Genomic DNA, 24,252 nt, shown 5'->3' with positions numbered 1-24,252 from the left:
CGCCATGGGCGCACCGGAATTTATCCTCAAGCTTCGGGAGAAGATCGGGAATGACCCCCTGTGGTTGCCGGCGGTCAGGGGAGTGGTTTTCGACGACGATGGCCGGGTGCTGCTCTGCCAAAGGGCGGACAATCACCACTGGACGGTGATCACCGGCATCCTTGAGCCAGGCGAGCATCCCGCACCCGGGCTGGTCAGGGAAATCTTCGAGGAAACTGCGGTTGTGGCAGAAACTGAGCGGATCATCGCCGTCGGGGTTGTAGGTCCGGTGACCTTTCCGAACGGCGACATCTGCGACTTCCTGGACATCACTTTCCGCTGCAGATATGTTTCCGGCGAAGCCCAGGTAAACGATGATGAATCGATCGCCGTCGGCTGGTTTGGCCTGGATGAATTGCCTGACATGAGCGAGGGAAACCTTCAAGCCATCCGGCTTGCCACGGAGCCCGAAGGCCCCGTGGCGTACCAGGTGGAGGACTAAGCTATTTGGCGCCGGCGTCAGCCGGTGCCCGCCTGCGCTCCTGCCCATGGCCCGGGAACGCCAACGGCCGGCACCCTTTTCGAAGAAAGGTGCCGGCCGCCGTCGTGCTTTGGGTTTTAGGCCAAACGTCAGGCCTTGTGCGCCGGGGACGTCATGGTGGTGACGTCCAGGGCCTTGTCGAGTTCTGCCTCGGAGACCTTGCCTTCGCCTTCACCCACGAAGCCGAGCTTCTCGGTTGCCTGGCGGATGGTGAGGCCCTCCTTGACGGCGATCTTGGCAATCTTGGCGGCGTTCTCGTAGCCAATGAACTTGTTCAGCGGCGTCACGATGGACGGGGATGCCTCAGCCAGGAAGCGGGCGCGCTCCACATTGGCGGTGATCCCGTCGATCATCTTGTCGGCCATCACGCGGCTGGTGTTGGCCAGCAGGCGGATGGACTCCAGGAGGTTGGCGGCCATGACGGGGATGCCTACGTTGAGTTCGAAGGCGCCGTTGGTGCCGGACCATGCGATCGCGGTGTCGTTGCCGATGACCTGGGCGCACACCATGATGGACGCTTCGCAGATAACGGGGTTGACCTTGCCCGGCATGATCGAGGAGCCCGGCTGAAGGTCCGGGATGGCGATTTCGCCGAGGCCCGTGTTTGGGCCGGAACCCATCCAGCGGAGGTCGTTGTTGATCTTCATGAAGGAGATCGCGATGTTGCGCAGCTGGCTGGAGCCCTCGATGAGGCCGTCGCGGTTAGCCTGTGCTTCGAAGTGGTCGCGGGCTTCGGTCAGCGGCAGGCCGGTGTCGGCTGCGAGCAATTCGATGACGCGCTCCGGGAAACCGGCAGGAGTGTTGATGCCGGTGCCAACAGCGGTGCCACCAAGGGGGACCTCGGCGACGCGGGGGAGTGCTGCGTTGATGCGCTCGATGCCGTAACGGACCTGGGCGGCGTAGCCACCGAACTCCTGGCCGAGCATCACCGGCGTGGCATCCATGAGGTGCGTGCGGCCGGACTTGACGACGTCCTTGAACTCCACGGCCTTACGGTCCAGGGAATCGGCCAGGTATTCCAGGGCCGGGATCAGGTCATTGATCAGGGCCGAGGTGGCGGCAACGTGCACGGACGTCGGGAACACATCGTTGGAAGACTGCGAAGCGTTCACGTGGTCGTTGGGGTGGACCACTTTGTCGCTGCCCGCAGCTGCGAGGGCACGCGAAGCGAGCTCTGCGATGACCTCGTTGGTGTTCATGTTGGAGGAAGTGCCCGAGCCGGTCTGGAAGACGTCAATCGGGAAGTCGTCGTCGTACTTGCCGGTCGCTACCTCATCGGCAGCTGCGGCGATGGCCTCGGCGAGCTCACCATCGAGCACCCCCAGTTCGGCGTTCGCCAGTGCAGCGGCCTTCTTGACGCGTGCAAGGGCTTCGATGTGAGTGCGCTCAAGCGTCTTGCCGGAGATGGGGAAGTTCTCCACAGCACGCTGCGTCTGGGCGCGGTACAGGGCGTTCACGGGGACGCGAACTTCGCCCATCGTGTCATGTTCAATACGGAACTCAGTGGTGGAAGTCATGGGGCTAGCTTAGGGCGACTTAATGGTTCACAGAAAACCCGGAATGGAGTGCTACGTGCTCCGGCCTGACGACCGGAGCACGGCCGACTAGAGCTTGCCGATCCCGGAAACGAGGGCCGCCCGGCCCTCATCGAGCTTGTAGGACAGGCCCACGACGGCGACGCGGCCGTCGTCGATGGCGTCGGAAATCACACGCGAACTGTCGGCCAGCCGGGCCGCGGTTTGCTTGACGTGCTCCACCACCATGTCGTTGACGTCTTCCTGGTCATTGCGCTTGGCAGTCAATACCGACGGCGTGATGCGTTCCACCAGGTCACGAATGAACCCAATTGGCATCTCACCCGTTTCCACCGCGGCCTTGGTGGCCTTCACGGCTCCACAGCTGTCGTGGCCGAGAATGACGATCAGTGGAACACGGAGTTCGGCAATGCTGTATTCAAGCGAACCAAGGACGGCGTCATCAATCACCTGCCCCGCCGTGCGAACCACGAAGGCGTCGCCCAAGCCGAGATCGAAGATGATCTCTGCGGCAAGCCTGGAATCCGAGCAACCGAAGATGACGGCAAAGGGATTCTGGTTCTCCACCAGGGAGGAGCGTCGCGATGCATCCTGGTTGGGGTGCAGGGATTCACCGGAAACAAAACGTTCATTGCCCTCTTGGAGGCGGCGCCAAGCAAGGGCGGGAGTCAGATAGGTAGGCACCTGATTACTTTACGGCCCGGAGGCGGCGGCTCGTAAAACTGTTGCGCTGCGTGTGCTTATGAGGTCGGCGCTGCAGAGGCCGAAGCTGCAGCGGCCTGGTCCGCGGACTTAACCACAGCGGCGGCGAGGGAAGCGAACTCTTCAAGGTTCGCCGTGCCGCTGAGAATGATGGTGGTTCCGTGGTAGTCGAGCACCATGCTGCGCTTGTCCTTGCCGGAATCGTGGAGCTCCCAGTCCTGGCCACCTGCGTTACGGGTGCCGGTCAGGGGCAGGTTACCTGTCTGCTGCAGGACCCACGTGGGATTCGCCTTGTTGGTCTGGGTGAGGCCGATGAAGGACTCCTTGGGAGTCAGGTAACCAACTTCCCAAGTGGGCACGCCCGTCCCGGTGCCGGATTCCCAACGGGCGTAGTTCGGCTTGAATGTGTCGCCGGTTTCCGGCGTGACAGGTGTGAATCCCGCCACATCGGCAGCGTTGCGGGCTATGGAAGCAACGTCAACGGCGGGCCGAAAGCCCTCACCCTTGGGTGCAGGGTTCATCAACACAATAGGAAGGAATGCGAGGACACACAGCACCAGCGCAATGATCATGCCAATGACGGAGGCATTGGCCCGCTTGGCGGCTTTTGCCGGAATGACGGGTTTATAGGGGGCATCCATAGCGTCCGGGACGCTGCCGGGGATTGCCTCTGCAGCCTGGGGCTGGTTGCCGGCGGCGGGCTTGTCCTGCGTTTCACTCACACCTCCATAGTCCCTCATCCCGGCTATGAACACACAACCGGGAACCTCACCACAGGAACTGCCCGCCGTGGTCATCCAGCGACTCCAAACGCATGCGGCGACTATGATCGTTCATAGAGGGACCCCAGGTTGCCTCGTGCAACCGTGTCCGGTCCCGTGAATCGTCACTCGAAGAAGAGGTTCAAGTGTCTCCTGCACCAATGACCCAGCAGTATTCCACGATTTCGCCGTCGCTCGCCGTCGGCACCGACGAACCCGACCGCAACCTGGCGCTGGAACTCGTCCGTGTCACCGAGGCCGCGGCAATTGCCGGTGGCCACTGGGTAGGTTTCGGCGACAAGAACAAGGCAGACGGCGCCGCCGTCGACGCCATGCGTTCGTTCCTTCACACCGTCCACTTCAATGGAGTCGTGGTCATCGGTGAAGGCGAAAAAGACGAAGCCCCCATGTTGTTCAACGGCGAGCAGGTTGGTGACGGCACCGGCCCCGAGTGCGACGTCGCGGTGGACCCGATCGACGGAACCCGCCTGACCGCCCTCGGCATCAACAACGCCCTTGCCGTCCTGGCAGTAGCCGAGCGCGGCTCCATGTTCGATCCGTCCGCGGTCTTCTACATGGAAAAGCTGGTCACAGGTCCCGAAGCTGCCGACATGGTGGACCTGCGCCTGCCCGTGAAGCAGAACCTGCACCTGATCGCCAAGGCCAAGGGCGTCAAGGTCAACCAGCTCAACGTCATGATCCTGGACCGCGACCGGCACCGCCCGCTCGTGGAGGAAATCCGCGAAGCCGGTGCACGCACCAAGTTCATCATGGACGGCGACGTCGCAGGTGCCATCGCCGCAGCCCGGTCCGGAACCGGCGTGGACGCACTGATGGGCATCGGCGGAACCCCCGAAGGCATCGTTGCCGCCTGCGCCATCAAGTCCCTCGGCGGTGTCATCCAAGGCCGCCTGTGGCCCACGTCGGACGACGAAAAGCAGAAGGCCATCGACGCCGGACACGACCTCGACCGCGTCCTTTCCACCAACGACCTCGTCACCTCGGACAACTGCTACTTCGCAGCCACCGGTATCACCGACGGCGACCTCCTCCGCGGCGTTCGCTACCAGAAGGACCGCGTCCTGACGCAGTCGATCGTGATGCGCTCGAAGTCCGGAACGGTGCGCTTCGTTGATGCCGAGCACCACGCCAGCAAGTGGGAGACGTACGCGCGCAAGCCGTAACCTTCCCATGGCGTAACGCGCCTTTGGACGCAAATAGCGCCCCATCGCTCTGCGGCTATCTCCTCGTACCTCGTCGATTTGATGCCGCTCCCGCGATGGGGCGCTTTTTGCTATCCGGAGGCGTTAGTGCCGCGGCTTCCGGCTTCGCGCTGTTGTGGGATCAGCGGAGTTTGTCGCGGAGCTTTCGGGCCAGTTGGTAGGCGCCGTAGCGGAGTTTGTTCACTGGGAGGTCCCAGGTGCCGGGGTAGGCTACTTCGCGGCCTCCGAAGGACTTCTTGAAGGACGTGAAGCCTGCCCACTTATGGTCCGGCTGGTCTTCAGGGGCCACACCCCAGAGGTCCACGTGCTTCAGGCCCTTCTCCTTGGCATCTGCCATGAGGTTGACCAGGAGTGGAATGCCGGCGCTGAGCTTGCGGTGCGTGTCGTCCAGCGCGGCATGGGCATAGGTGCGCGTGTCCGAGGAATCGTAGGTGAACGCGGCAGCGATCGGCTCGCCCTCCAGCTCAGCTATGAACAGCGTTCCGGCGCCGGAGGGTAGCAAGCATTCAGCCACCTGGGTGAGGTACTCATCGCTTTGTGGCTTGAAGCCGTTGCGTGCTGCTGTCAGGTGGAGGAAATGCAGGAGAACCTTGATGTCTGCAGGATCCTGGGATGCCCGGAACGTTACGCCCTTCTTGTGGATGTTGCGGTAGAGGTTCCGGTTGGTCGGCTTCATTCCGCCAAGAACGTCCTTGAAATCGCCCTCAAGGTCCACGATCCAGCTCAACTCCGGCTGCAGGTTCACGGGCGCCGGCTGGAGGCCACGGGCACGGAGGAGTGCATCGGCCTCGGACGCTGTGAAGCCTGCTGACACAGGTTCCATGCGCACGAAGACAGCACGTTCCTTCTTCGCCAATTCCACCAAGGCAGCCGTCGCGGCGTCGAAGGCGTCCACGGACTTTGCCACGGGCCCATAAGGGGCGTAGATGACCTTGCCAGCCGGGTTCTTTTCCTCAATGGCGAGGAAGCTCCAGCCGGGGCCGGACTGCTCATGGACCCGGCGGCCGAGCGAACGCTGGACGTCAGCCCAAGCGGGCGACTGCAGAAAAAAGTCCACGGCTCAGTTACCCAGTCCTGTGGTCACGGCGAAGGCAATACTTGTTTCGGTGGCGCCTTGCACAGGATGAACATTCACCGGGTTCTCCACCTCAGGGATGAACGCAGCGCCGCCGCGCTGCAGCGGGAGGTCGCTCTTGGGCGAATCGAGCACCACGGAACCGGCAACAACCACGACGACGGCGGGACCGGACTGTGCCAGCGGCACCGGTTCGGCGCCCGGGCCGAGTTCGATCCGCTGGAGTTGGAACTCCTTGAAGGGTGGGCGGTACAGTTCCTGGCCAAACTCTGTTCCACTGGCCTCAACGCGGGGTACGCCCATCGATTCGAAGCGGATGGTCTTGATCAGTTCCGGGACATCCACATGCTTGGGCGTGAGTCCGCCGCGCAGCACATTGTCCGAGGAAGCCATGACTTCCACGCCCAGGCCGTGCAGGTAGGCGTGAACGTTGCCGGCCGGCAGGTACACGGCCTCGCCCGGTTGAAGGGAAAGGTGGTTGAGGAGCAAGGAAATGAGCACACCGGGATCGCCGGGGAAAGCTTCATTGATTCCCAGCATTGCGGCCAGCGCATCTTCGTGGGGCTCTTGGGGTGCGCCTGCACGCAGGACGGCTTCTACCTCATGAATGGCATCCGAGACGTCGCTGCCGCCCTCAATCAGGCGGGTGAAGGCAGCTTTGAGGGCATCGGATTCGTTGGGAACGCTGAGGTCGGAGATGACGTCGCTGATGATTGCGGGGACCTCCACTGCGGCGGAATCCAACACCGAGGCAAGGTGCTCAAAAACGCTTTTGGCTGCTGCAGGGGAGCGGAACCCGCACAATGCCCGGAACGGCGTGAGCGCAAAAATCATCTCCGGCTTGTGGTTATCGTCCCGGTAGTTGCGTTCGGGGGAATCCGCGGGGATCCCTGCGGCGTTCTCGCGGGCGAAGCCTTCGCGAGCTTGCTCCAGGCTCGGGTGCACTTGCAAGGAAAGTGGCTGCTCGGCGGCCAGGATCTTGGTGAGGAACGGTAGCCGGGGCCCGAACTCGGCCAGGCTGTCGGTTCCCAGGAAGTGGGTTGGGTTCGATGCGATCAGGGCATCGAGCGGTTGGGTAACCCCATTCGGATGAATGGCTGTGGACGGCGAATCGGGGTGGGCGCCGATCCACATTTCTGCCTCCGGGCCACCTGACGACGGCCGCCCCAGCAAGCCGGCGATCGCCGTCGTCGAACCCCACGCGTAGGGCCGCAAAACATTCTCAATCTGATACACGAAGGAAAGTCCTTATCGTCGCGCTGAACGTAGGGTGGTGGTGCTGCTGGGGCTACAGCGGGGCGCATTGCCCATTGGTTGCCACGAGGTCCCGGATGCCTTGCTCGTCGCCCTGGGCCTTGAGGCCGTTGAGCAGTTCTTCGGTGATGGGCGTACCGTCCGGCGTGGTGGTCACCGGCGTGAAATCAGAGGACGACGGCGACGGCTGCTGGCCCGCCGGCAGTCCGGCCGGGAGGCTGCCCTGGACCGGGCCCGCTGCCACGACATGAGAGCCCGCCTTGGCGTCGTTGGACACCATGGAGTCATCGGCCTTGGGACTGTCCTTGGACGTCAACAGCTCCTGGACTTTGGAGTGGATCAGATCGAAGTCCGGCACCGTGGAGAAGGAGGCATCGAAATCGGGAGGACCAATAGTGAGGCGCTTGACCGGTTGGCTCTTGGACTTCAAGGCAAGGTCCACAAAGCTTCCGAGCTGCGCGGAGGAGATGTTGGATTCCACCACCTTGGTGCCTGCGTTGGCGATGTCCTCGAACTTGGTCAGCAGCGTGCCGGGGTCCAGCTGCTTGAGCATGGCCTGCTGTACGCATTGCTGGCGTGCAATGCGGGCGTAGTCGTCAACGAACTCGCGGGAACGGCCGTACCAAAGGGCGTGGAAGCCATCCAGGTGCTGGTCGCCAGCCGGGATCCAGCCATCGGGCATGCCGTGGATCCCGTTGGCCTCGTCAGTGACGGGACCACTGATGGGTACCCAGCCGCCAGCCTTGATGCGGATGCCGCCCATGGCATCGATGAGCTTTGCGAACCCGTCCATATCCACCAGCACATACGCCTGCACGGTGATACCCAAGGTCCCGGAGACAGCTTCCAGGGTGGCCTGTGCGCCAGGATCGGCAACCCCCGGGTACAGGTCCTTGTGATTGTTGGTGACCTCGGTGTTGACGGCATTGATGAGGCATTCATCGCCGCAGTTATAGCCGTCGGGGTAGATCTTCCGCATGGGGGAGTCCTCGCTGAACTGGGCGTTCTGCAGGTTCCTGGGCACGGAAATTATGGCACTTTCACCGGTTTTGGCGTCGACGCTGATGACCGAAAGGCTGTCCGGACGCCTACCCGTACGGTCATCACCGGCGTCGCCTCCCATCATCAGGAAGTTATAGCGACCATCCACGGGATCGATGGCTGGGCCGGCGTTGAAGATGCTGCCGATCGCGTTGCGGCTGACATTCAGGACATACGCGAGGTAGCCCAATGACCCGCTGGCCAGAACTGTTGTCATGGCAAGTACGACGGCAATGATGGGCCGCATCCCGGGTGCCAGCAGGTTGGGCCTGATGATCCGCAGGGTGTTCAGGAACAGGTAGGCCCAGCCCAATGCAAGGGCCACGAGGACAACGATGATGAACAGCGATCCCACCGGATGGGTGACGATGCTGAGCAGCATGCTCCGGTTCACCAAAGCGATCAAGAGCGTCAGCAAAGCCAGCGCCCACACAGTGAGGGTGATGCGCAGGGCGAGGCGGCCCAGCTTGCGGTCACCTGCCACGATCTGGGCGCTCCCGGGGATGAAGAGCGTGAGGAGGACCAGCACGAAGGCGCGTTTGGTCCGCACCGGGGCGCTGGCCCCGGCTGGATAGCGGACTGGATCAGTCAGCGCGGCGCCGGACTGATTCGAATTCTTGTGCATGGTGGTCATCCGCTGCCTTCCTAGCGGCTGCTCCGGGCGGACGCGTTGGCAGGGGAAAAGACCTCTTCCACCTTGTGGCGCAGGTTTTCGCCCTTCTTGGTGGCGACGTCGTTCAGCTCCTGCGCGAAGCGGAGCAGGTCCTCACGAAGACGGACGGCAAGGTCATCCGTGCCGGAGGCGAGCATCCGTACAGCCAGGAGTCCTGCGTTGCGGGCCCCCGCGATGGAGACTGTGGCAACCGGGACCCCGGCAGGCATTTGCACGATGGACAAAAGTGAGTCCATGCCGTCCAAGGTCTTCAACGGAACGGGGACGCCGATCACGGGCAGGGGAGTGACCGAAGCCAACATTCCGGGAAGGTGCGCTGCGCCGCCTGCTCCGGCGATGATGACGCGCAGGCCGCGCTCGTGCGCAGTCTGGCCATAGCGGATCATCTCGGTTGGCATGCGGTGCGCCGAGACGACGTCCGCCTCAAAGGGGATGCCGAACTCAGCCAGGGCGTCCGCGGCGGCTTCCATGACGGGCCAGTCGGAGTCCGAGCCCATGACGAGACCTACGAGTGGGGCTGTTGATGCTGATGTCATTCGGTCTCCTCAGGGGTGGTCTGTGCGGGCATCCGGCCGTCGCGGATGATGTTGGCCACTGCAGTGGCGCGTTGGCGGACGGAATCTACCTCCGAGGCAGACGTGCCGGCCAGGTTGACATGGCCGATCTTCCGCCCTGGCCGCACGGACTTGCCGTAGCAGTGCACTTTCGCTGCCGGCTCATAAGCCAACGCCATGGGAAAGGCTTCGAAGAGGTTCTGGTTGTCCCCGCCCAGGAAATTCTTCATGACAAATACCGGCGCCACAGCATCCGTGGCGCCCAGTGGCAGGTCCAGAACCGCACGCAGATGCTGTTCGAACTGGCTGGTGATCGATCCGTCCTGCGTCCAATGCCCCGTATTGTGGGGGCGCATTGCGAGTTCGTTGATGAGGAACCCGGCACCAACCCCAGGGGTCTCGAAGAGCTCAGCAGCCATGACGCCCGTAACACCGAGTTCGTTGGCAATCCGTAGTGCAGCCCCCTCGGCAGCCGCGGCAACCTCGAGTGGAATGTTCTGGGCGGGGGCGATAACTTCATCGCACACACCGTCAACCTGGATGGTGTGAACTACGGGCCATGCGCGCGATTCGCCGCTCGGCGTGCGGGCTACAAGGGCGGAGAGCTCGCGGCTGAAGTCCACCTTTGCTTCTGCAAGCAGGGGACTCATGGCCTGGAACCAATCCGCAGTACCAGCGGCATCATCGGCGGAGTCAACAATGCGGACGCCCTTGCCGTCGTAGCCGCCACGCGGTGTCTTCAGCACTACGGGCCAGCCGATCTTGTCGCCGAATGCCACCAGTTCTTCCACTGAGTCAACGGCGGCCCACTCCGGGTTGGGCAGCCCGAGGCGATCGATGGCCGCGCGCATCACGAGTTTGTCCTGCGCATTCACCAGGGCGTCGGGTCCGGGCTGCACATTGACGCCGGCGTCGATCAAGGCACGCAGATGTTCCGTGGGAACGTGTTCGTGATCGAAGGTCAGGACGTCCACGCCCTTGGAGAACTCAAGGAGGGCGTCCAGGTCTTTATAGTCGCCAATGGGGGCGTTGGCCACAGCGGGGACAGCCGAAACGTCCTCGCCCTCAGCCAAAACCCGTAGTTCGAAGCCTAAAGCGGTAGCAGGCGGGGCCATCATGCGTGCGAGCTGGCCGCCGCCAACAACACCAATTACTGGAAAAGTCACAAGGTTCAGCCTACCGAACCAGTGGCCCGAACACTGATTCAGCCGCTGTAACGTCCCCTGGGTAGATGAGGGAGATCTGGTTTCCGCCGTTGGTTTGGTCCGGTTTTCACAGTGGCGCAGGCCCCGGTATCGGCGTTCTCACAGGGGACTCAAAGGGAACGGTTGGAAATGGGCGCTAAAATGGATGTGGCCCATCGGCCCACTTTTCAACGGCCATGGAGGGTCATGATCACCACACTTGCAGATCGCATCCGCGGACTTGCCTCGCTTTTTTGGCGCGAGGTAGCAAAGTTCGGCGCCGTAGGCGGTGTTGCTTTTGTCATTGACTCGGCAGTTTACATCTGGCTGTTTTCGGGCCCGATGCACGGAAGCGAAGTCTGGGCCAAGGCCATTGCGACGATCGTTGCAAGCGTGTTCTCCTGGGTAGCCAACCGCTTCTGGACCTTCCGCCACCGCAAACAGGCGAACGTGGTCCGTGAGGCCGTTCTGTTCGCCGTCATGAACTTCGTCGGGCTGCTGATTGCTTCCGGTTGTGTGTGGTTCGCCAAGTACGTGCTGGACTTGAATGACAAGCCGTCGCTGTTTATCGCAGGGAGCGTCGTCGGACTCGTGCTGGGCACCATTTTCCGGTTCTTCGCATACCGCTTCTGGGTCTTCAACGAAGAGCTGGATGCCGAGCCGGCTTACTCCCACGACCACGAGATCCTGGAGCTCCATCACAAGGAGAAGTCAGTTGCCGAGGCGGGCACCGGAGGTCCTGCAACCGGCGAATTGCCCTCCATCAAGAACTGATCTCAGGATCGGCTGACGCGCTCATTCTCAAGCAGGTGCGCGGTCACTTCCAGGTCGGGATGCACCAGCACCACTGAGCCGTCTTCTTTCCACGCGCCCAACGCTGCTGCCAGGCCCGGCTCCAAACCATCGGCCGCCCGAACCAGAAGCCGGACGCCCGGTTCCTGGGGAGCGGCGAATCCGTCCAGAAGGCTGTCATGGGTGTGGCCCGCGCTGCCGCGGACGGCCGGAAGGCCGGCTTCCGGTTCGTTGTGTGCCATGAAGACGTCACCGTGGGACCGGACTTCCGCAGCAAAATCCACGACGCCGGGCGGCAACTCGCCGGGCCAGCGCATCGCAAGTGCCGCGAGGGGTACGGCGACGACCGCGTCAAAGCCGGCCGCGGCGCCGTCGTCGGGAGTATCTGTCACCAGCAGGTCCGCTGCCGTGCCGTCGAAGACTACTTCCATGCCCAACTGCCACGCGGCAAGCGCCCACACGAACGATTTCCAGTGTGCCGGGAGGTCCAGCCTGATAGCCTTGCCCGGCTCGGCGTCCAGTTCGTCCTGCAGCAGGTTGCTGGTTTTTGCAACCCAGTTGTCCAAAACCCGCCCGGAGAGCTCTACGCGCTCGGAATCAGGGCCGTACCAGGTCAGCCTCGGGGATGTGGAATGGCCGGATCGCAGGGTGGTCATCAGGTTCGCTGCCGGGATGCTCATGCATCAATCCTGCCACGGTGGGGACGTCGAGCCGCAGGAGAATGTGAAATGCAACACACCTCCGTTAAGTCCAGTCGATGGACATCCTGCGCCGGTCTTGGGAATTCCGCGGAATGTCAGGAGTTGTTCATCCAAAGTGATGCGGGGCTTCCGTTTTAGCCTCAGCCGGCCCGCGCCACGGCGGAAAACGTTGGGCGTGGCGCATCCCACGTTTCTACAGATTCTTGATTATTATCCCGGCGCGGCTTGACTGGTGGGTAGTTACACGCGTGTAATTAGTAATCAACGCCGCTGCACAGATTCCCGGAACACCGCCGGAAATCGGAAACACATCCAAGCAGCAGCTGCAAAATCAGGAGGGACGCCATGGGGCAAGCGTTGCGTATCCAGGAAGATGCAGTCGTCGCAGAACATGCGTCGGTGAAATACCGTTCGCGGGAAGTGCCAGGGGACTGGTACGTGGACCCGGCGGACCCGGAAGCGGCAGACCGATACAACCAGAACGTGCAGCAGTCGTTGGAGGATCAAGCAACTGCCCTCCTCGCTGCGCACGAAGCGTTGATCGGGGACCTGCCTGCCGGGCCGGACGAAGACTTGGACGACCCTCCCATGGAGTTGCGTCGTCCCCAGGAAATTCCAGGACAGCCGGTGTGGATCGGACTGCCGGGCCAAAGTGACTTCGATGACGAGGGCGAACTCGGTTGGCAGACTGACGCCCTGTGCGCCCAGACAGATCCGGAAGCATTCTTTCCGGAAAAGGGCGGATCAACCAGGGACGCAAAAAAGGTCTGCGGAGCGTGCAACGTCCGGTCGCAGTGCCTTGAGTACGCCCTCGCGAACGACGAACGATTCGGCATCTGGGGCGGGCTCTCCGAGCGCGAACGTCGCCGGTTAAGGAAGCGGGCAGTCTAATTCTTAAGGAAGTACACGTTACCGCCGTCGTGGTTGCCCACGACGGCGGGAGCTATCTCCCCAGGACCTTGGCGGCACTGTCGAACCAGACGCGTTCGGCAGATGCCGCCATTGGCATTGATACAGGATCCACAGACAACTCCCTCGACTTGCTTCGTGAGGCCTTGGGTCAAGCAAACGTCACCACATTCGTCCAGCCCAAGTCTGGCTTTGGCGCCGCTGTCCAGGCCGGCCTGGACGAGCTTGCTCCCAGGGATGCCGCCAGGAATGAGGACGTTGCCAAAAGCGCAGAATCGGCCGGTGCTGTCCCATGGATCTGGCTCCTTCACGACGACGCCGCTCCTGCTCCTGATGCCTTGGCCGAGCTTCTCCACGCAGTGGAACGGACCACTTCGGTAACAGTTGCCGGCTGCAAGCAGCTTGGGTGGCAGGACGACCGTCATCTGGTGGACGTTGGATTATCCACCAGCCGCTGGGCCGAACGCCTCACGCTGATCGACGCAGACGAAGTAGATCAAGGGCAATATGATGCCCGCTCTGACACTTTTGCCGTGAACTCTGCCGGAATGTTGATCCGCAGGGACGTCTGGGAGCAGTTGCAGGGCTTTGACCCTGCCTTGCCCGGCAGCGGCGACGACGTCGATTTCTGCTGGCGCAACTGGCTTGCGGGAAACCGTGTGGTGGTGGTGCCAAGCGCGCGCATGTTCCACGTGGAGCACCGCCCGCACGGTCTTGGTACGTCCTCCGCGGCGCGCAAAGCGCAAATTCACATGCGCCTCAAACACACCCCGTGGTGGAACCTGCCGTTCCAGGCAGTGGGGGCGCTCCTGGGCGCACTTGTCCGTCTGGTGCTGAGCATTCTGGTCAAGGAACCGGGCTACGGATTCTCCCAGTTCACGGCCACTATCGCCGGCTTGGTGCGGCCCTTGGCTATCGCAAGAGGCCGCCGGATTGCGGCGAGGACCCGCCGCGTTCACCGTTCGGTGGTCCGGGGCCTCCAAACGTCCTCGCGTGAAGTCCGCGCCAACCGGCGTTCCCTGCTGGAGGCCATCCGCCCAAGCGAGGAAACTACCGTAGCCTCCGATCTTCTCGCCCCCGAACCCAGCGGCGATGCCTCTGACGATTTCGAGGCGCTGGCCACCAACGAACGCGGGTGGGTTGGCACTGGTGCAGTTGCTGCTGCCCTCATCGCGTTCGCCGCTTCTTTCGTTGGACTCTTCGGCCTCCTTCGCACAGGAACCGTGGCCGGAGGAGGACTCCTCCCGTTGTCCGGGTCACCCTCCGAGATCTGGGCCAACGCCTCTACATGGTGGATTTCCCTCGGTGCGGGACTGCCTGGGCACGCCGATCCCTTCGCTTACGTGTTGTGGCTTCTTTCCTTGTTTGGGGGTGGCGATGGCAACTCGGCAACCGTGTGGTTGCTGATCCTGGCCATGCCACTCTCTGCGATCGGTGCCTGGTTCGCTGCCGGGGCCTTGACCGCCCGGCGCCGGTTCCGGGTTGTTGCCGCTCTTGCCTGGTCCGGGGCACCTGCCCTGCTGGTAGCCATCAACCAAGGCAGGCCGGGAGCCTTGGTGGCCCACGTGCTGATGCCTTTGCTGCTGCTGGCGCTGATACGCGCGTCCGGTTCTGCGATAGGCCGGGCCAATGCCGCAAGGGCGCCTTTCACGCGTCGCCCCTCGCCCGTGCTCGGTAAACCGGGAATTAACGGCACGCCGTCCTGGACCGCAGCGGCGGCTGCCGGCTTGGCGATGGCTGCAATCACTGCATCCGCGCCGTCGCTCCTGGGGCCACTGACGGTGGTCGTCGTCCTTGTGGCCGTGGTGCTCGGAACGCGGGGAAAGACACTCTGGTGGTCGCTTTTGCCCAGCGCCGCGCTGTTCATTCCCTACGGCATTTCGGTTCTTGACCGCCCCCGCTCCTTGCTTGCCGATCCGGGCCTGCCGCTCAGTTTCGACGCTGCACCACTGTGGCAGCAGTTCCTGGGCCAGCCCCTGGCTTTCGACATCGACGGCGGCCTTACGGGTCTTGGGATGTTCGGACCGGGCGCTGTGCCTTGGGCTCTGGTGCTTGCTCTGCTGGTGAGCGTCCCTGTCCTTCTCTTGGCCGTAGCGGCACTGTTCCTTCCCGGCAAGCGCACCGCCCTTGTCCGCGTCTTCTGGTTGGCCGCGCTGGCTACGTTGGCCAGCAGTTGGCTGATGGGCCATGTGGCCACCGGAGTCAACAACAACGTGATTGTTGGTCCGTTCACCGGCCCGGCGGTTTCTGCAGCCGGAATCCTGCTGCTCGGTGCGGCGTTGCTCGGTGCCGATAAGCTCTTTGCAGTTCCCACCAGGACTTCTGATGCTGCCCGCTGGAAGTCGCCCTTGCGGCGCGTGGCGTCGGGTGTTGCCCTTGCGCTGCTGCTGGGCGGACCCTTGGCCGGGATTGCGGCATGGGCGGGACAAAACGTCCTGCGGCCCGTCTCTGAGGCCCCGGTCGCTGCCGATACAGCTGACGCCCCTGGATCAGAGGCGGGTAAGAAGCTCTCCTTGGGCGCTGCACGCCAGGTGCGGCCGGTGGACAACGGCACCTTGCCGGCCACCGCCGTCGACCGCGGAGAGGGACCGGAACGTACGCGGACGTTGGTCATCACCAGCGGCGAGCAGGGCGCCTTTACGTCCTCTCTGATGCGTGGTGCCGGGACTACGTTGGACAGCCTGTCTACCATCGCCTCGGCCAGGACCATTATTGGGGCGCCCGGCCGTGAAGAGATTGCTACCGACGACGCCGCTACCGCGTCCCTCCGCAGGGCAGTGGCCACTATCGTGGCGAGCACAGGTGTGGACCCCCGCAACGATCTGGAGCAGCTCGGTGCCGGTTTTGTTGTGCTCAAGGCGGCTGATGACGCCGCCCAGCTGACCGCCAGCAGGATCGACGCCGTTCCGGGCCTCGTTGCTGTTGGACAAACCGACGCCGGGTGGTTGTGGCGCGTAACCCCGAGGAATTCCTCTGCCGCCACCGCTGCAGACACGGCCCACAGGGTTCGCATTCTCAACGCCCAGGGTGAGGCCATCGGCTACCTGCCCTCAGCAGAGGTGTCCGTGGACGCAGCTGTGCCGGCGGGCGACGAAGGCCGCCGGCTGGTCCTGGCTGAACGGTCCGATCCTGGCTGGAGTGCTTGGATGGATGGGCGCCAGCTGAAGTCGACCACCTCCGGGTGGGCGCAGGCTTTCGAACTTCCGGCCACTGGTGGCGACCTGGAAATCCGGTACACCAACCCTTGGGGTCTTTGGCTTGGCATCCTGCAGGCCGTGGTGTTCGGCCTGACCGTGCTGTTGGCCGTTCCGATGCCCGCACGCCGCTCGCGAACCGGCATGTCGAGGGACGAAGTCTCCCTCCGTAAGGAGTACAGCAGTGTCTGAGGACCCAAAGAAGCAGGTGGACGATAACGCGACGCGCGGTTCCACGAAGAATGCCCGCAGTTCCACCAAAGATGCACCCAACTCCACCAAAGATGCCCGTTCCGGCAAGGGCGCCCGCAGTTCCAACAAGGGCATCATCACAGGGGTTTTGTCCGCAGCGGTGATCCTTGCCGCGGGAGGCGGAGCGGTTGCGGCCACCTCGATGGTTCCAGGGCCCTCAGGCGGATCTGCAGCGGACATCCGGCAAGCCGACGTTCCGGCGGGCCGCTCCCTGGGCGTCTGCCCGGAACCAGCGCGCCTTGTCACCGGAACCGATGTGGACACCGATGCTGAATTCAGCCCGGTTTCCACCACCGCCACCAGTGCGCTCAACGCACTGGTCCTGAGCAATCCCGCAGGCACCATTCCGGGCAGTAAAGTGACGTCGTTGGCAGGCGGCGCAGTTGCTGAAATTGCAAAGACCCCCACGAGTACCCCATCGCCCACTTCCGGTCCACCGGTTCTGACGGCAGCGGCTGCGACCATCAGCCCGGTGACAGCTCCTACCGTGGTGGGTGCTGACCCGCTCGGAAACGAACAAGCCTCCTTGGCTGCGAACCTGAGCTATTCAGCCAACGACGGCGACCTCCGTGGCCTTGCGGCGGCTCCGTGCCAGCAGCCCGGAAATGATGCTTGGCTGTTGGGTGCGGACACCGCGCTTGGCCGGACCGCGGTCCTGAACCTCAGCAATGCATCCGAGACGCCTGCCACCGTCAACCTGGACCTCTTCGGCGCCCAGGGGCAGATCCAGGCGCCGGGCGCACGGGGTCTTCTGGTGGCTCCCGGGACAACGCGTTCGGTAAACCTTGCCGGCCTTGCCCCGGGCGAATCCCAACTGGCAGTGCACGTACGCAGCTCGGGCGGACCCGTTGCAGGGACCATTCAGCAGAGCGTGCTGCGCGGACTGGTGCCGGGCGGGGTGGAGTTCCTGGCCCCGGGTTCCGGGCCGTCCAACCTCCAGGTGATGGCCGGCGTCGACATCCAGGATGCAGCGGCGATCAAGGCACTTGGCAGTAAATCCGGCTTTGCCGACGCCGTTCCTGCGCTTCAAATAGCCGTACCCGGGTCCACGGACGCCGTGGTTCAGGTCCGGCTGTACGGCGCGAACGGTGAGCGCCAGCTCCCCAATGGGGGAGTAGTCACGGTCAAGGGCGGCACGGTAGCTACGTTGGACCTGGACGGCGTTCCGGCCGGCAGCTACACCGTGAGTGCGAGTTCCGATGTCGCGTTCGTCGCTTCAACCCGGATCACACGGGGGGCCAAAGCGGAGGATCCAACGGATTTCGCGTGGTCGCCGTCTTCGGCCAGGCTGGGAAGCCAGCATGTGGTGGCCGTGCCCCGTGATGGGCAGAACTCCTTCAGCTTTGGCGTTCCTGAGGGACGCGCAACTGTTAGCTACGCACCGGTGACAGCCGATGGGAAGGTGGGCAAGTCGGTGGACGTGGACATGTCCGGTGGCACAACATCGCTGATCGAGCTTCCAGCAAAATCCGGACAAGCAGTGGTTGCCGGGTACGTGGTTTCAGCATCCGGGGACCCTGCGTATGGGGCACTTATCCTGGGTAGGCAGGACCGCGCCGACGTCTCGGTGCTGGGCATCCAGGATGCTGCTGCGGGGCTCGAGAAAGTTCCTGTGACGGTGGGCTACTAGGTGGGTTGGGACCCGCGGGCGCTACTGGTAGCGACGCCGGTACACCGGATCCAGCGTCTCCGGCGGTACCCCGAGCATTTCCGCGGTGTACTCCACCACGACGTCGTGAACGAGGTCCTGGAGCTCTTCCCGTGTTCCGGCTGTCTGTTCGACGACACGGCGGTACACAGCGATCATGGGTGCTTCGCCTCGGCTGCCCGGAGTGTAGGAGCCCATGGGGGCTGCCGCGCCTTCGGCGACCAATTGCTCCAGGTTCGGCGGGATTTCGTCGACGGCGAAGAGCACGCCATCCAACTGCTTGCCCCACATATCCTGGAGGCGTTCGGCTGAGTCCAGCACCATGTCATCGAAACGTTCGGCGCGGGTCCGGAAGCCGGGAAGACTTGGGAGCATGAGTTCCCCACGCAATCCTCTGCCGTGACGGTTTCTCCGGCGCCGCCGGAAACCGCGGACATCCGTGCCGGTGTGTTCCTTTGCCTGATCGCCTGCGGCGTCAGTCCACCGGATTGTGAAGCCAGGAACATGTGGCTGTGACTGCATATATCGACTTTAGTCCCGAGGAACCGCCAACGCGACATCATGGCGACCAGCGCGCCGTGACCGGCGCTGACTGCACCTTCCGGGTGGGCACGGCCAGCCAATGCGCAGGTTATGGGCCAAGGGGCGCTAATCTGGGATGTTGTGGGTGCTATTCGTCAGTGTTCAAGGTCCGCCTGCCGCCAATCCGCGGTGGCTACTTTGACGTACGTGTATGCCGAGTCCACAGCGGTCCTCGGCCCGCTGGCCATGTACGCCGAACCGCATGCGTACGATCTTTGCGCCCAGCATGCGGAATCCCTGACAGTCCCGCGGGGCTGGGAAGTGCTGCGCCTGGCTATGCCAACGACACCTCCGGAGCCTGGCCCCGATGACTTGCTGGCTCTTGCCAACGCGGTGCGGGAAGCAGCTTCAGCGGCAACGGACACCCCACCGCGTTCCAGTCGGCCGCATGTGGAGCCTCCCGCCATGGTTGAAGGTGCGCGCCGCGGCCACTTGCGGATACTGCGCGAACCGTCCTAGGTCCGTCCTGACCCTGCCACACACGGCGACCCCGGACACGTACGACCACCCCGGACACGCACGGCAATCCCGGACTCAAATCTTCGTCGGCTCCTTGGTGGATGGTCCTGCGCTGTAGGCTGGAATCTGCAGATAAATCCGCCAGCGGCGCCATGCCCGCGCCATCCAGGGAGCATCATTCATGCCAAAGGTCAGTCCTGAACTGTTGTCCATCCTGCGCTGCCCAGTGACGGGTTCATCGCTGGTCCAGGAGGGGGAGGACCTTGTGTCAACGGCTACCGCCGAGAACGGTGAAAAGGTCCGTTACGCGATTGAGGACGGCATTCCCCTGCTTCTGCCGCCGGAACTGCTGGCTGCTTCCAACGCCGCAAGCTCCAGCCAGCACAACGCCAAGGCCTGAGTACTTCCAGAACAGCAATCCCGCACGGTACGCCTAAACATCCATAAGGACTTCCATGACTTTCGACTACAAAGTGGCTGACATTTCCCTTGCCGAGGCAGGCCGCCACCAGATCCGTCTCGCTGAGCACGAAATGCCGGGCCTCATGTCCCTTCGTGCTGAGTTCGGCCCGTCGCAGCCGCTCAAGGGCGCCCGCATCGCCGGTTCGCTGCACATGACGGTCCAGACAGCCGTCCTCATCGAAACCCTCACCGCCCTGGGCGCCGAAGTTCGTTGGGCCTCGTGCAACATTTTCTCCACCCAGGACGAAGCCGCCGCCGCCGTCGTCGTCGGTAAGGGCACGCCGGAAGATCCGCAGGGTGTTCCCGTGTTCGCGTGGAAGGGCGAGACCCTCGAGGAATACTGGTGGACTGCAGAGCAGATCCTTACCTGGCCCGGAGCGGACGCCAACCCGGAGCTGGGTCCCAACATGATCCTGGACGACGGCGGCGACGCCACCCTGCTGCTGCACAAGGGCGTCGATTTCGAGGCTGCAGGCGCCGTTCCCGCAGCCACCGAGGAAGATCCTGAAGAGTACGTCCTCATTCTGGACCTCCTTCGCCGGACCCTGGCCGCGGACCCGCAGAAGTGGACACGCGTGGCCGCCCGGATCCAGGGTGTCACGGAAGAAACCACCACGGGCGTGCACCGTCTGTACCAACTCGCCGAACAGGGCAAACTGCTGTTCCCGGCCATCAACGTCAACGACTCCGTCACCAAGAGCAAGTTCGACAACAAATACGGCATCCGCCACTCGCTGCCGGACGGAATCAACCGTGCAACGGACGTCCTCATGGGCGGCAAGGTTGCCGTGGTTTGTGGCTACGGCGACGTCGGCAAGGGTGCGGCAGAAGCACTACGCGGCCAGGGTTCGCGCGTTGTAGTTACCGAGATAGACCCCATTTGTGCCCTGCAGGCCGCCATGGATGGCTACCAAGTGGCCAAGCTGGAATCTGTCCTTGCCCAGGGTGACATCTTCATCACCACCACCGGCAACAAGGACGTCATCATGGCCGAGCACATGCTGGGCATGAAGAACAAGGCGATCGTGGGCAACATCGGCCACTTCGACAATGAGATCGACATCGCAGGTCTTGCCAAGGTTCCCGGCGTCAAGAAGGTGGAGATCAAACCCCAGGTTCACGAGTGGGTCTTCGACGCCGGCTCCGACTCCGAACGGTCGATCATCGTGCTGTCTGAAGGCAGGCTCCTGAACCTGGGCAACGCAACGGGCCACCCGTCCTTCGTGATGAGCAATTCATTCACAAACCAGACGATCGCGCAGATTGAACTCTGGACCAAGAAGGACCAGCCGGCCGGGGAACGCGAATACCATAAGCAGGTTTACGTCCTGCCCAAGATCCTGGACGAAAAGGTAGCCCGCCTGCACCTGGATGCGCTTGGCGTGGAGTTGACGGAACTGAGCAAGGATCAGGCGGATTACCTGGACCTGGATGTTGCAGGTCCGTACAAGCCGGAGCACTACCGCTACTAGGCCAAGTTCAGTTTTGGGGTGCCAGTAACCTCCAAGCGGCAGCCCCAAGCCGCAGTGAAAGGCCGGACACGTGACCAGCGTGGCCGGCCTTTCGGCTAGAATTGGGTGTTCAGTATTGCTTGCCGGGGGACAGGAAGACGGGAACCATGACGGAAGTCGCCAAACGGAAAACGGGCAAGATCCTTGCCATTGGAGGGGTCTTTGCGGCCATCGTCGTGGGCGGTATTGGCGTTGCCACTGTTCCTGGATTGCTGTCCGGTTCCACCCCCAACGGCGTGGCCACAACCCGCTCCACTCCGACGCCGGAGGCCAAACCCGTCGAACTGGGCATCACACCGCTGGATGGCGCTGTGGAGTGGAATCCAGTGGTTGGCCCGCAGATCAAGGCCGTCAACGGCAAGGTCAAGGATGTTGTGCTGGCGCCGGTTGAAGGCGGTACACCTGTGCAGGGGAAGACCAGCGCGGATGGCAGCACATGGACAACCCTTGAGGTCCTGAAGTTCAAGACCCAATACAGCTATTCCTTCACCATTGTGGACACCGCAGGTAAGGAAACGAAGAAGACGCAGACCTTCACCACGGTTTCTGCCGCCTACGAGGCCGATGCTTCCATTTATCCGCGTAACGGCACAGTTGCCGGCTCGGGCCAGCCGATCGAAATCAACTTCAGTGAACCTGTGGTTGACAAGGCCGCGATGGAAAAGCGCGTTGCCATCACCGTTTCATCGGGCCAGCCAGTGGCGTGGCATTGGTACTCGGACAAGAAGGTCCGCATTCGTCCGGAGGCCTTCTGGGCGTCGGGAACCACGGTCACAGTGGATATGAAGCTCCTGGGCGTCGATTTCGGCAACAAGATGATCGGCAACGGCGATGTCGTTTCCACTTTCACTACGGGACCGCAACGCGTGGCTGTGGTGGATGACAACACCAAGACCATGAACGTGTACTTCGATGGCCAACTGATGCACACCGCACCCGTATCGCTGGGTGGCGAAGACTGGCTATCGCCCACCGGCTATGCCGTGATCCTTGAACAAGAACGCAAATCCAACTTCAACGCTGGAAGCATCGGCCTCAAACCCGGGGACAAGGGCTATTACGCTCCAATGGTGGTGGACTATGCCAACCGCCTCACGTGGTCCGGCGTCTATGTCCACCAAGCCCTGGAGTCCGCTTGGGGCGCCATTGGACGCGTGAACGTTTCCCACGGCTGCGTTGGCTTGCTGCCCGAGGATGCTGCCTGGTTTTTCAACAACATGAAAACCGGTGATGTGGTGCAGATCCTGAATACTGGTGCGCCGGCTGTGGAGCCCTTGGAGGGGTTCGGCGACTGGAACATCCCCTGGGCCAGCTACGCCCAGCGGTAGCCTCCATCTCCAGCCGGGGACAGAATTGCTGTTAATATCGAGGCAGTGATTATTTCTTGCGGTCTTTGATTCTCCTTTCCGGTTCCGGCACCTGGCCGGACCTGTTATTTGTGCTGCCCTCCGTGGTGATTACGAGTCTTCCCTAGGGGAACCCGCGCAGGGTTCCCGGCTCCTTCCACCGGATTCCATTTCATCGCTTGGAGCACTAATGACTATTTCGCCAACCCTTCGCCCGGACTGCAGCAATTGCTTCGCCCTCTGCTGCACCGCCCTTGGCTTTGCCCGCTCAGCCGATTTCGCCATCGATAAACCGGCTGCTTCAGCCTGCCCGAACATGGCCAGCGACTTTTCCTGCACCATCCATCAACGTTTGCGGCCCCGCGGATTCAGCGGATGTACTGTCTTTGACTGCTTCGGCGCAGGCCAAGTGGTTTCCCAACGCACGTTTGGGGGTACGAGCTGGGTCCAGGATCCGGAGTCCAAGGCCTCGATGTTCGCTGTCTTCAAGATCGTCAAGCAACTGCACGAAATGTTGTGGTACTTGGCCGAAGCTGAACAACGCGCTTTCGATCCCGAGCTGGCGGCCACCGCCCGCGGGCTTTCCGCAGATATCGAAACCACATCCCAAGGCGAGGTGTCCGCAGTCCTGGCTGCCGACGTCGGACATTTACACGCCCGGGTGCGCGCCCTTTTGATGGAGGTCAGCGAGGAGGTGCGCGCTTCATATGCGGCTGAGGGCCGTGAAATGCCCGACGGCAGAATCCACCCGGGTGCCGACCTCATGGGTGCCAATTTGGCAAAGCGGCAACTATGCGGCTCGGACCTCCGCGGTGCCTACCTGATAGGGGCAAACCTGGAGCGCAGTGACTTAACCGCCGTTGACCTCCTCGGCGCCGATCTGCGCGATACCCGTCTCCACGGCGCCAACCTAGCAAGGTCCCTCTACCTCACCCAACCGCAAATCAACGCCGCCCAAGGAAACCGGGAAACGCGCCTGCCTGAAAGACTCGCTACGCCTGCCCATTGGCACTAGGAACATCGGCGAAAGGCTGCGACGTTGTCTCAGCCCTGGGTAAACGGCAGCTTGCGGAGCCTTTCGCCGATGGCGGCGTTGCGCTGTTCCGCCGTGCGGAGGCGGGCAAATTCGCGGTTGCGTCGCTCACCGAGGACTGCCCCTATGTAGTCCTCGGGAATCGTTCCCGCTGGCGGTGGCGGCGCGACGTAGTTGGCCAGCTCGGAGGCCAGCGCTGCGGCCATCCTGGCGCGTGAGGATGGTGCCATGAGGTACGCCTGCTGAACGAAGGTTCCGGCCCGGCGGGCTGTGGCGTCGGGGATCCGGCCTATGTCCGCTAAGGCCACCCATGGTTGGAGGTATGGCGGAGCGCCGGGAAAGATCCTCGGCTCGGAGGGCACGCGCTGCCGCAGGGAGTAAGTGCCTGCTACGACGTCGCCGAGGCGCTTGGACTTGTCGTTGAAGAGCGCCACTCCGATAGCGAGGCCACCGAAAGTCATGTAAATCTCGAGGAACCCGAGCAGCCCACGGATGACCGCGTGCCGAAACCGGATGGAGCCGCCGTCGTCCCTGACCACACGCAGGCCCGCGGCCAGCTTCCCCAAGGAGCGGCCGCGGGTGAGCGTCTCCACACCGACGGGAACGATGACGAAGGAGAAGACGACACAGGCCAGGACCATGGCCCGGACCGCGGCTTCATCGAGATCCCGGGCGGCGGAGAGGACCAGGATGATGAGGAGGATCAGGAGCAGGACGTTGGCAATGACGTCCAGAATGAGCCCCAGCGCGCGGGCGGCGAAGGACGCCGGGCGCAATTCCAGGACCACTGCCTCGCCTGTGATGATTGAACTCAAATCCGCCCCCGGTGGCCAGCAATCGC

General features: G+C 62.9%; 22 protein-coding genes. 11 read left to right on the top strand and 11 right to left on the bottom strand.

Going from position 1 to position 24,252, the window contains the following annotated elements; all coding sequences use genetic code 11:
* The first annotated feature begins 4 nt into the window (after positions 1-4).
* Positions 5-481, top strand: coding sequence for an NUDIX hydrolase (locus AC6I97_RS17865; RefSeq protein ID WP_497945710.1), 477 nt, complete (start codon positions 5-7; stop codon positions 479-481).
* 128 nt (positions 482-609) lie between these two features.
* Here the strand turns inward: AC6I97_RS17865 and AC6I97_RS17860 are convergent, their stop codons facing one another.
* The 3 genes from AC6I97_RS17860 to AC6I97_RS17850 form a co-directional block, all read right to left on the bottom strand.
* Positions 610-2,037 (bottom strand): class II fumarate hydratase, encoded by a 1,428-nt coding sequence (locus tag AC6I97_RS17860; RefSeq protein WP_497945709.1) that lies wholly within the window; start codon positions 2,035-2,037, stop codon positions 610-612.
* 87 nt (positions 2,038-2,124) lie between these two features.
* The gene (locus AC6I97_RS17855) at positions 2,125-2,739 is read right to left on the bottom strand and encodes a carbonic anhydrase (RefSeq protein WP_224091623.1); all 615 of its coding nucleotides are present in this window, start codon (positions 2,737-2,739) and stop codon (positions 2,125-2,127) included.
* 56 nt (positions 2,740-2,795) lie between these two features.
* A complete protein-coding gene (locus AC6I97_RS17850; protein ID WP_497945706.1) occupies positions 2,796-3,479 on the bottom strand; it encodes a DUF4245 domain-containing protein in 684 nt (227 codons plus the stop codon).
* Positions 3,480-3,679: 200 nt separating this feature from the next.
* On the opposite strand from AC6I97_RS17850, the gene glpX reads away from it, so the two are divergent.
* Positions 3,680-4,702, top strand: a complete 1,023-nt coding sequence (gene glpX, locus AC6I97_RS17845) for a class II fructose-bisphosphatase (RefSeq protein ID WP_216924934.1) — start codon at positions 3,680-3,682, stop codon at positions 4,700-4,702.
* Positions 4,703-4,862: 160 nt separating this feature from the next.
* Here glpX and AC6I97_RS17840 read toward each other — a convergent pair whose 3' ends face one another.
* Genes AC6I97_RS17840 through AC6I97_RS17820 form a run of 5 tightly spaced genes read right to left on the bottom strand, consistent with a single transcriptional unit; the run spans position 4,863 to position 10,504 of the window.
* A complete protein-coding gene (locus AC6I97_RS17840) occupies positions 4,863-5,798 on the bottom strand; it encodes a lipid II:glycine glycyltransferase FemX (RefSeq protein ID WP_224091625.1) in 936 nt (311 codons plus the stop codon).
* 3 nt (positions 5,799-5,801) lie between these two features.
* Positions 5,802-7,052, bottom strand: coding sequence for a mannose-6-phosphate isomerase, class I (gene manA, locus AC6I97_RS17835; RefSeq protein ID WP_497945702.1), 1,251 nt, complete (start codon positions 7,050-7,052; stop codon positions 5,802-5,804).
* Positions 7,053-7,104: 52 nt separating this feature from the next.
* On the bottom strand, positions 7,105-8,745 hold the full coding sequence (locus AC6I97_RS17830; RefSeq protein WP_497945700.1) for an LCP family protein: 1,641 nt from the start codon (positions 8,743-8,745) through the stop codon (positions 7,105-7,107).
* A gap of 11 nt (positions 8,746-8,756) precedes the next feature.
* Complete coding sequence (gene purE / locus AC6I97_RS17825; protein ID WP_224091629.1) at positions 8,757-9,320, bottom strand: 5-(carboxyamino)imidazole ribonucleotide mutase; 564 nt, start codon at positions 9,318-9,320, stop codon at positions 8,757-8,759.
* Positions 9,317-10,504 carry a 5-(carboxyamino)imidazole ribonucleotide synthase gene (locus AC6I97_RS17820; protein WP_224166831.1) on the bottom strand — a complete coding sequence of 396 codons (1,188 nt, stop codon included), beginning with the start codon at positions 10,502-10,504 and terminating at the stop codon, positions 9,317-9,319. The genes purE and AC6I97_RS17820 overlap by 4 nt, the downstream gene beginning before the upstream one ends.
* A 225-nt stretch (positions 10,505-10,729) precedes the next feature.
* Here AC6I97_RS17820 and AC6I97_RS17815 point away from each other — a divergent pair, with 225 nt between their 5' ends.
* Positions 10,730-11,296 carry a GtrA family protein gene (locus tag AC6I97_RS17815; RefSeq protein ID WP_224091633.1) on the top strand — a complete coding sequence of 189 codons (567 nt, stop codon included), beginning with the start codon at positions 10,730-10,732 and terminating at the stop codon, positions 11,294-11,296.
* Between the two features lie 2 nt (positions 11,297-11,298).
* Here the strand turns inward: AC6I97_RS17815 and AC6I97_RS17810 are convergent, their stop codons facing one another.
* Entirely contained in the window at positions 11,299-11,994 is a 696-nt protein-coding gene (locus AC6I97_RS17810) for a TIGR03089 family protein (protein ID WP_224166832.1), read from the bottom strand.
* Positions 11,995-12,360: 366 nt separating this feature from the next.
* Between AC6I97_RS17810 and AC6I97_RS17805 the strand changes: the two genes are divergently transcribed.
* The 3 genes from AC6I97_RS17805 to AC6I97_RS17795 are packed head-to-tail and all read left to right on the top strand — an operon-like array spanning position 12,361 to position 18,000.
* Positions 12,361-12,906, top strand: coding sequence for a WhiB family transcriptional regulator (locus AC6I97_RS17805; protein WP_263422286.1), 546 nt, complete (start codon positions 12,361-12,363; stop codon positions 12,904-12,906).
* Between the two features lie 29 nt (positions 12,907-12,935).
* Positions 12,936-16,310, top strand: coding sequence for a glycosyltransferase (locus AC6I97_RS17800; RefSeq protein WP_497945696.1), 3,375 nt, complete (start codon positions 12,936-12,938; stop codon positions 16,308-16,310).
* On the top strand, positions 16,303-18,000 hold the full coding sequence (locus tag AC6I97_RS17795) for a DUF5719 family protein (RefSeq protein ID WP_497945694.1): 1,698 nt from the start codon (positions 16,303-16,305) through the stop codon (positions 17,998-18,000). The genes AC6I97_RS17800 and AC6I97_RS17795 overlap by 8 nt, the downstream gene beginning before the upstream one ends.
* 21 nt (positions 18,001-18,021) lie before the next feature.
* On the opposite strand, the gene AC6I97_RS17790 is transcribed toward AC6I97_RS17795, so the two are convergent.
* A complete protein-coding gene (locus tag AC6I97_RS17790; RefSeq protein WP_224091639.1) occupies positions 18,022-18,540 on the bottom strand; it encodes a metallopeptidase family protein in 519 nt (172 codons plus the stop codon).
* 141 nt (positions 18,541-18,681) lie between these two features.
* Here AC6I97_RS17790 and AC6I97_RS17785 point away from each other — a divergent pair, with 141 nt between their 5' ends.
* The 5 genes from AC6I97_RS17785 (at position 18,682) to AC6I97_RS17765 (ending at position 23,393) form a co-directional block, all read left to right on the top strand.
* Positions 18,682-19,059, top strand: a complete 378-nt coding sequence (locus AC6I97_RS17785; RefSeq protein ID WP_497945692.1) for a DUF3499 domain-containing protein — start codon at positions 18,682-18,684, stop codon at positions 19,057-19,059.
* Between the two features lie 181 nt (positions 19,060-19,240).
* Entirely contained in the window at positions 19,241-19,459 is a 219-nt protein-coding gene (locus AC6I97_RS17780) for a Trm112 family protein (RefSeq protein WP_224091642.1), read from the top strand.
* A 55-nt stretch (positions 19,460-19,514) separates the two neighbouring features.
* Positions 19,515-20,993 carry an adenosylhomocysteinase gene (ahcY, locus tag AC6I97_RS17775; RefSeq protein WP_497945691.1) on the top strand — a complete coding sequence of 493 codons (1,479 nt, stop codon included), beginning with the start codon at positions 19,515-19,517 and terminating at the stop codon, positions 20,991-20,993.
* A gap of 146 nt (positions 20,994-21,139) precedes the next feature.
* On the top strand, positions 21,140-22,360 hold the full coding sequence (locus AC6I97_RS17770) for a L,D-transpeptidase (protein WP_497945689.1): 1,221 nt from the start codon (positions 21,140-21,142) through the stop codon (positions 22,358-22,360).
* 208 nt (positions 22,361-22,568) lie between these two features.
* Positions 22,569-23,393, top strand: coding sequence for a pentapeptide repeat-containing protein (locus tag AC6I97_RS17765; RefSeq protein ID WP_497945688.1), 825 nt, complete (start codon positions 22,569-22,571; stop codon positions 23,391-23,393).
* Positions 23,394-23,422: 29 nt separating this feature from the next.
* Here the strand turns inward: AC6I97_RS17765 and AC6I97_RS17760 are convergent, their stop codons facing one another.
* On the bottom strand, positions 23,423-24,226 hold the full coding sequence (locus AC6I97_RS17760) for an RDD family protein (RefSeq protein WP_224091645.1): 804 nt from the start codon (positions 24,224-24,226) through the stop codon (positions 23,423-23,425).
* Positions 24,227-24,252: the final 26 nt, after the last annotated feature.

The organism is Arthrobacter sp. TmtSoilC48 (genome assembly GCF_059739425.1).
The sequence above is the reverse complement of the archived record's forward strand: the minus strand, read 5'-3'. Positions and strand labels throughout refer to the sequence as shown.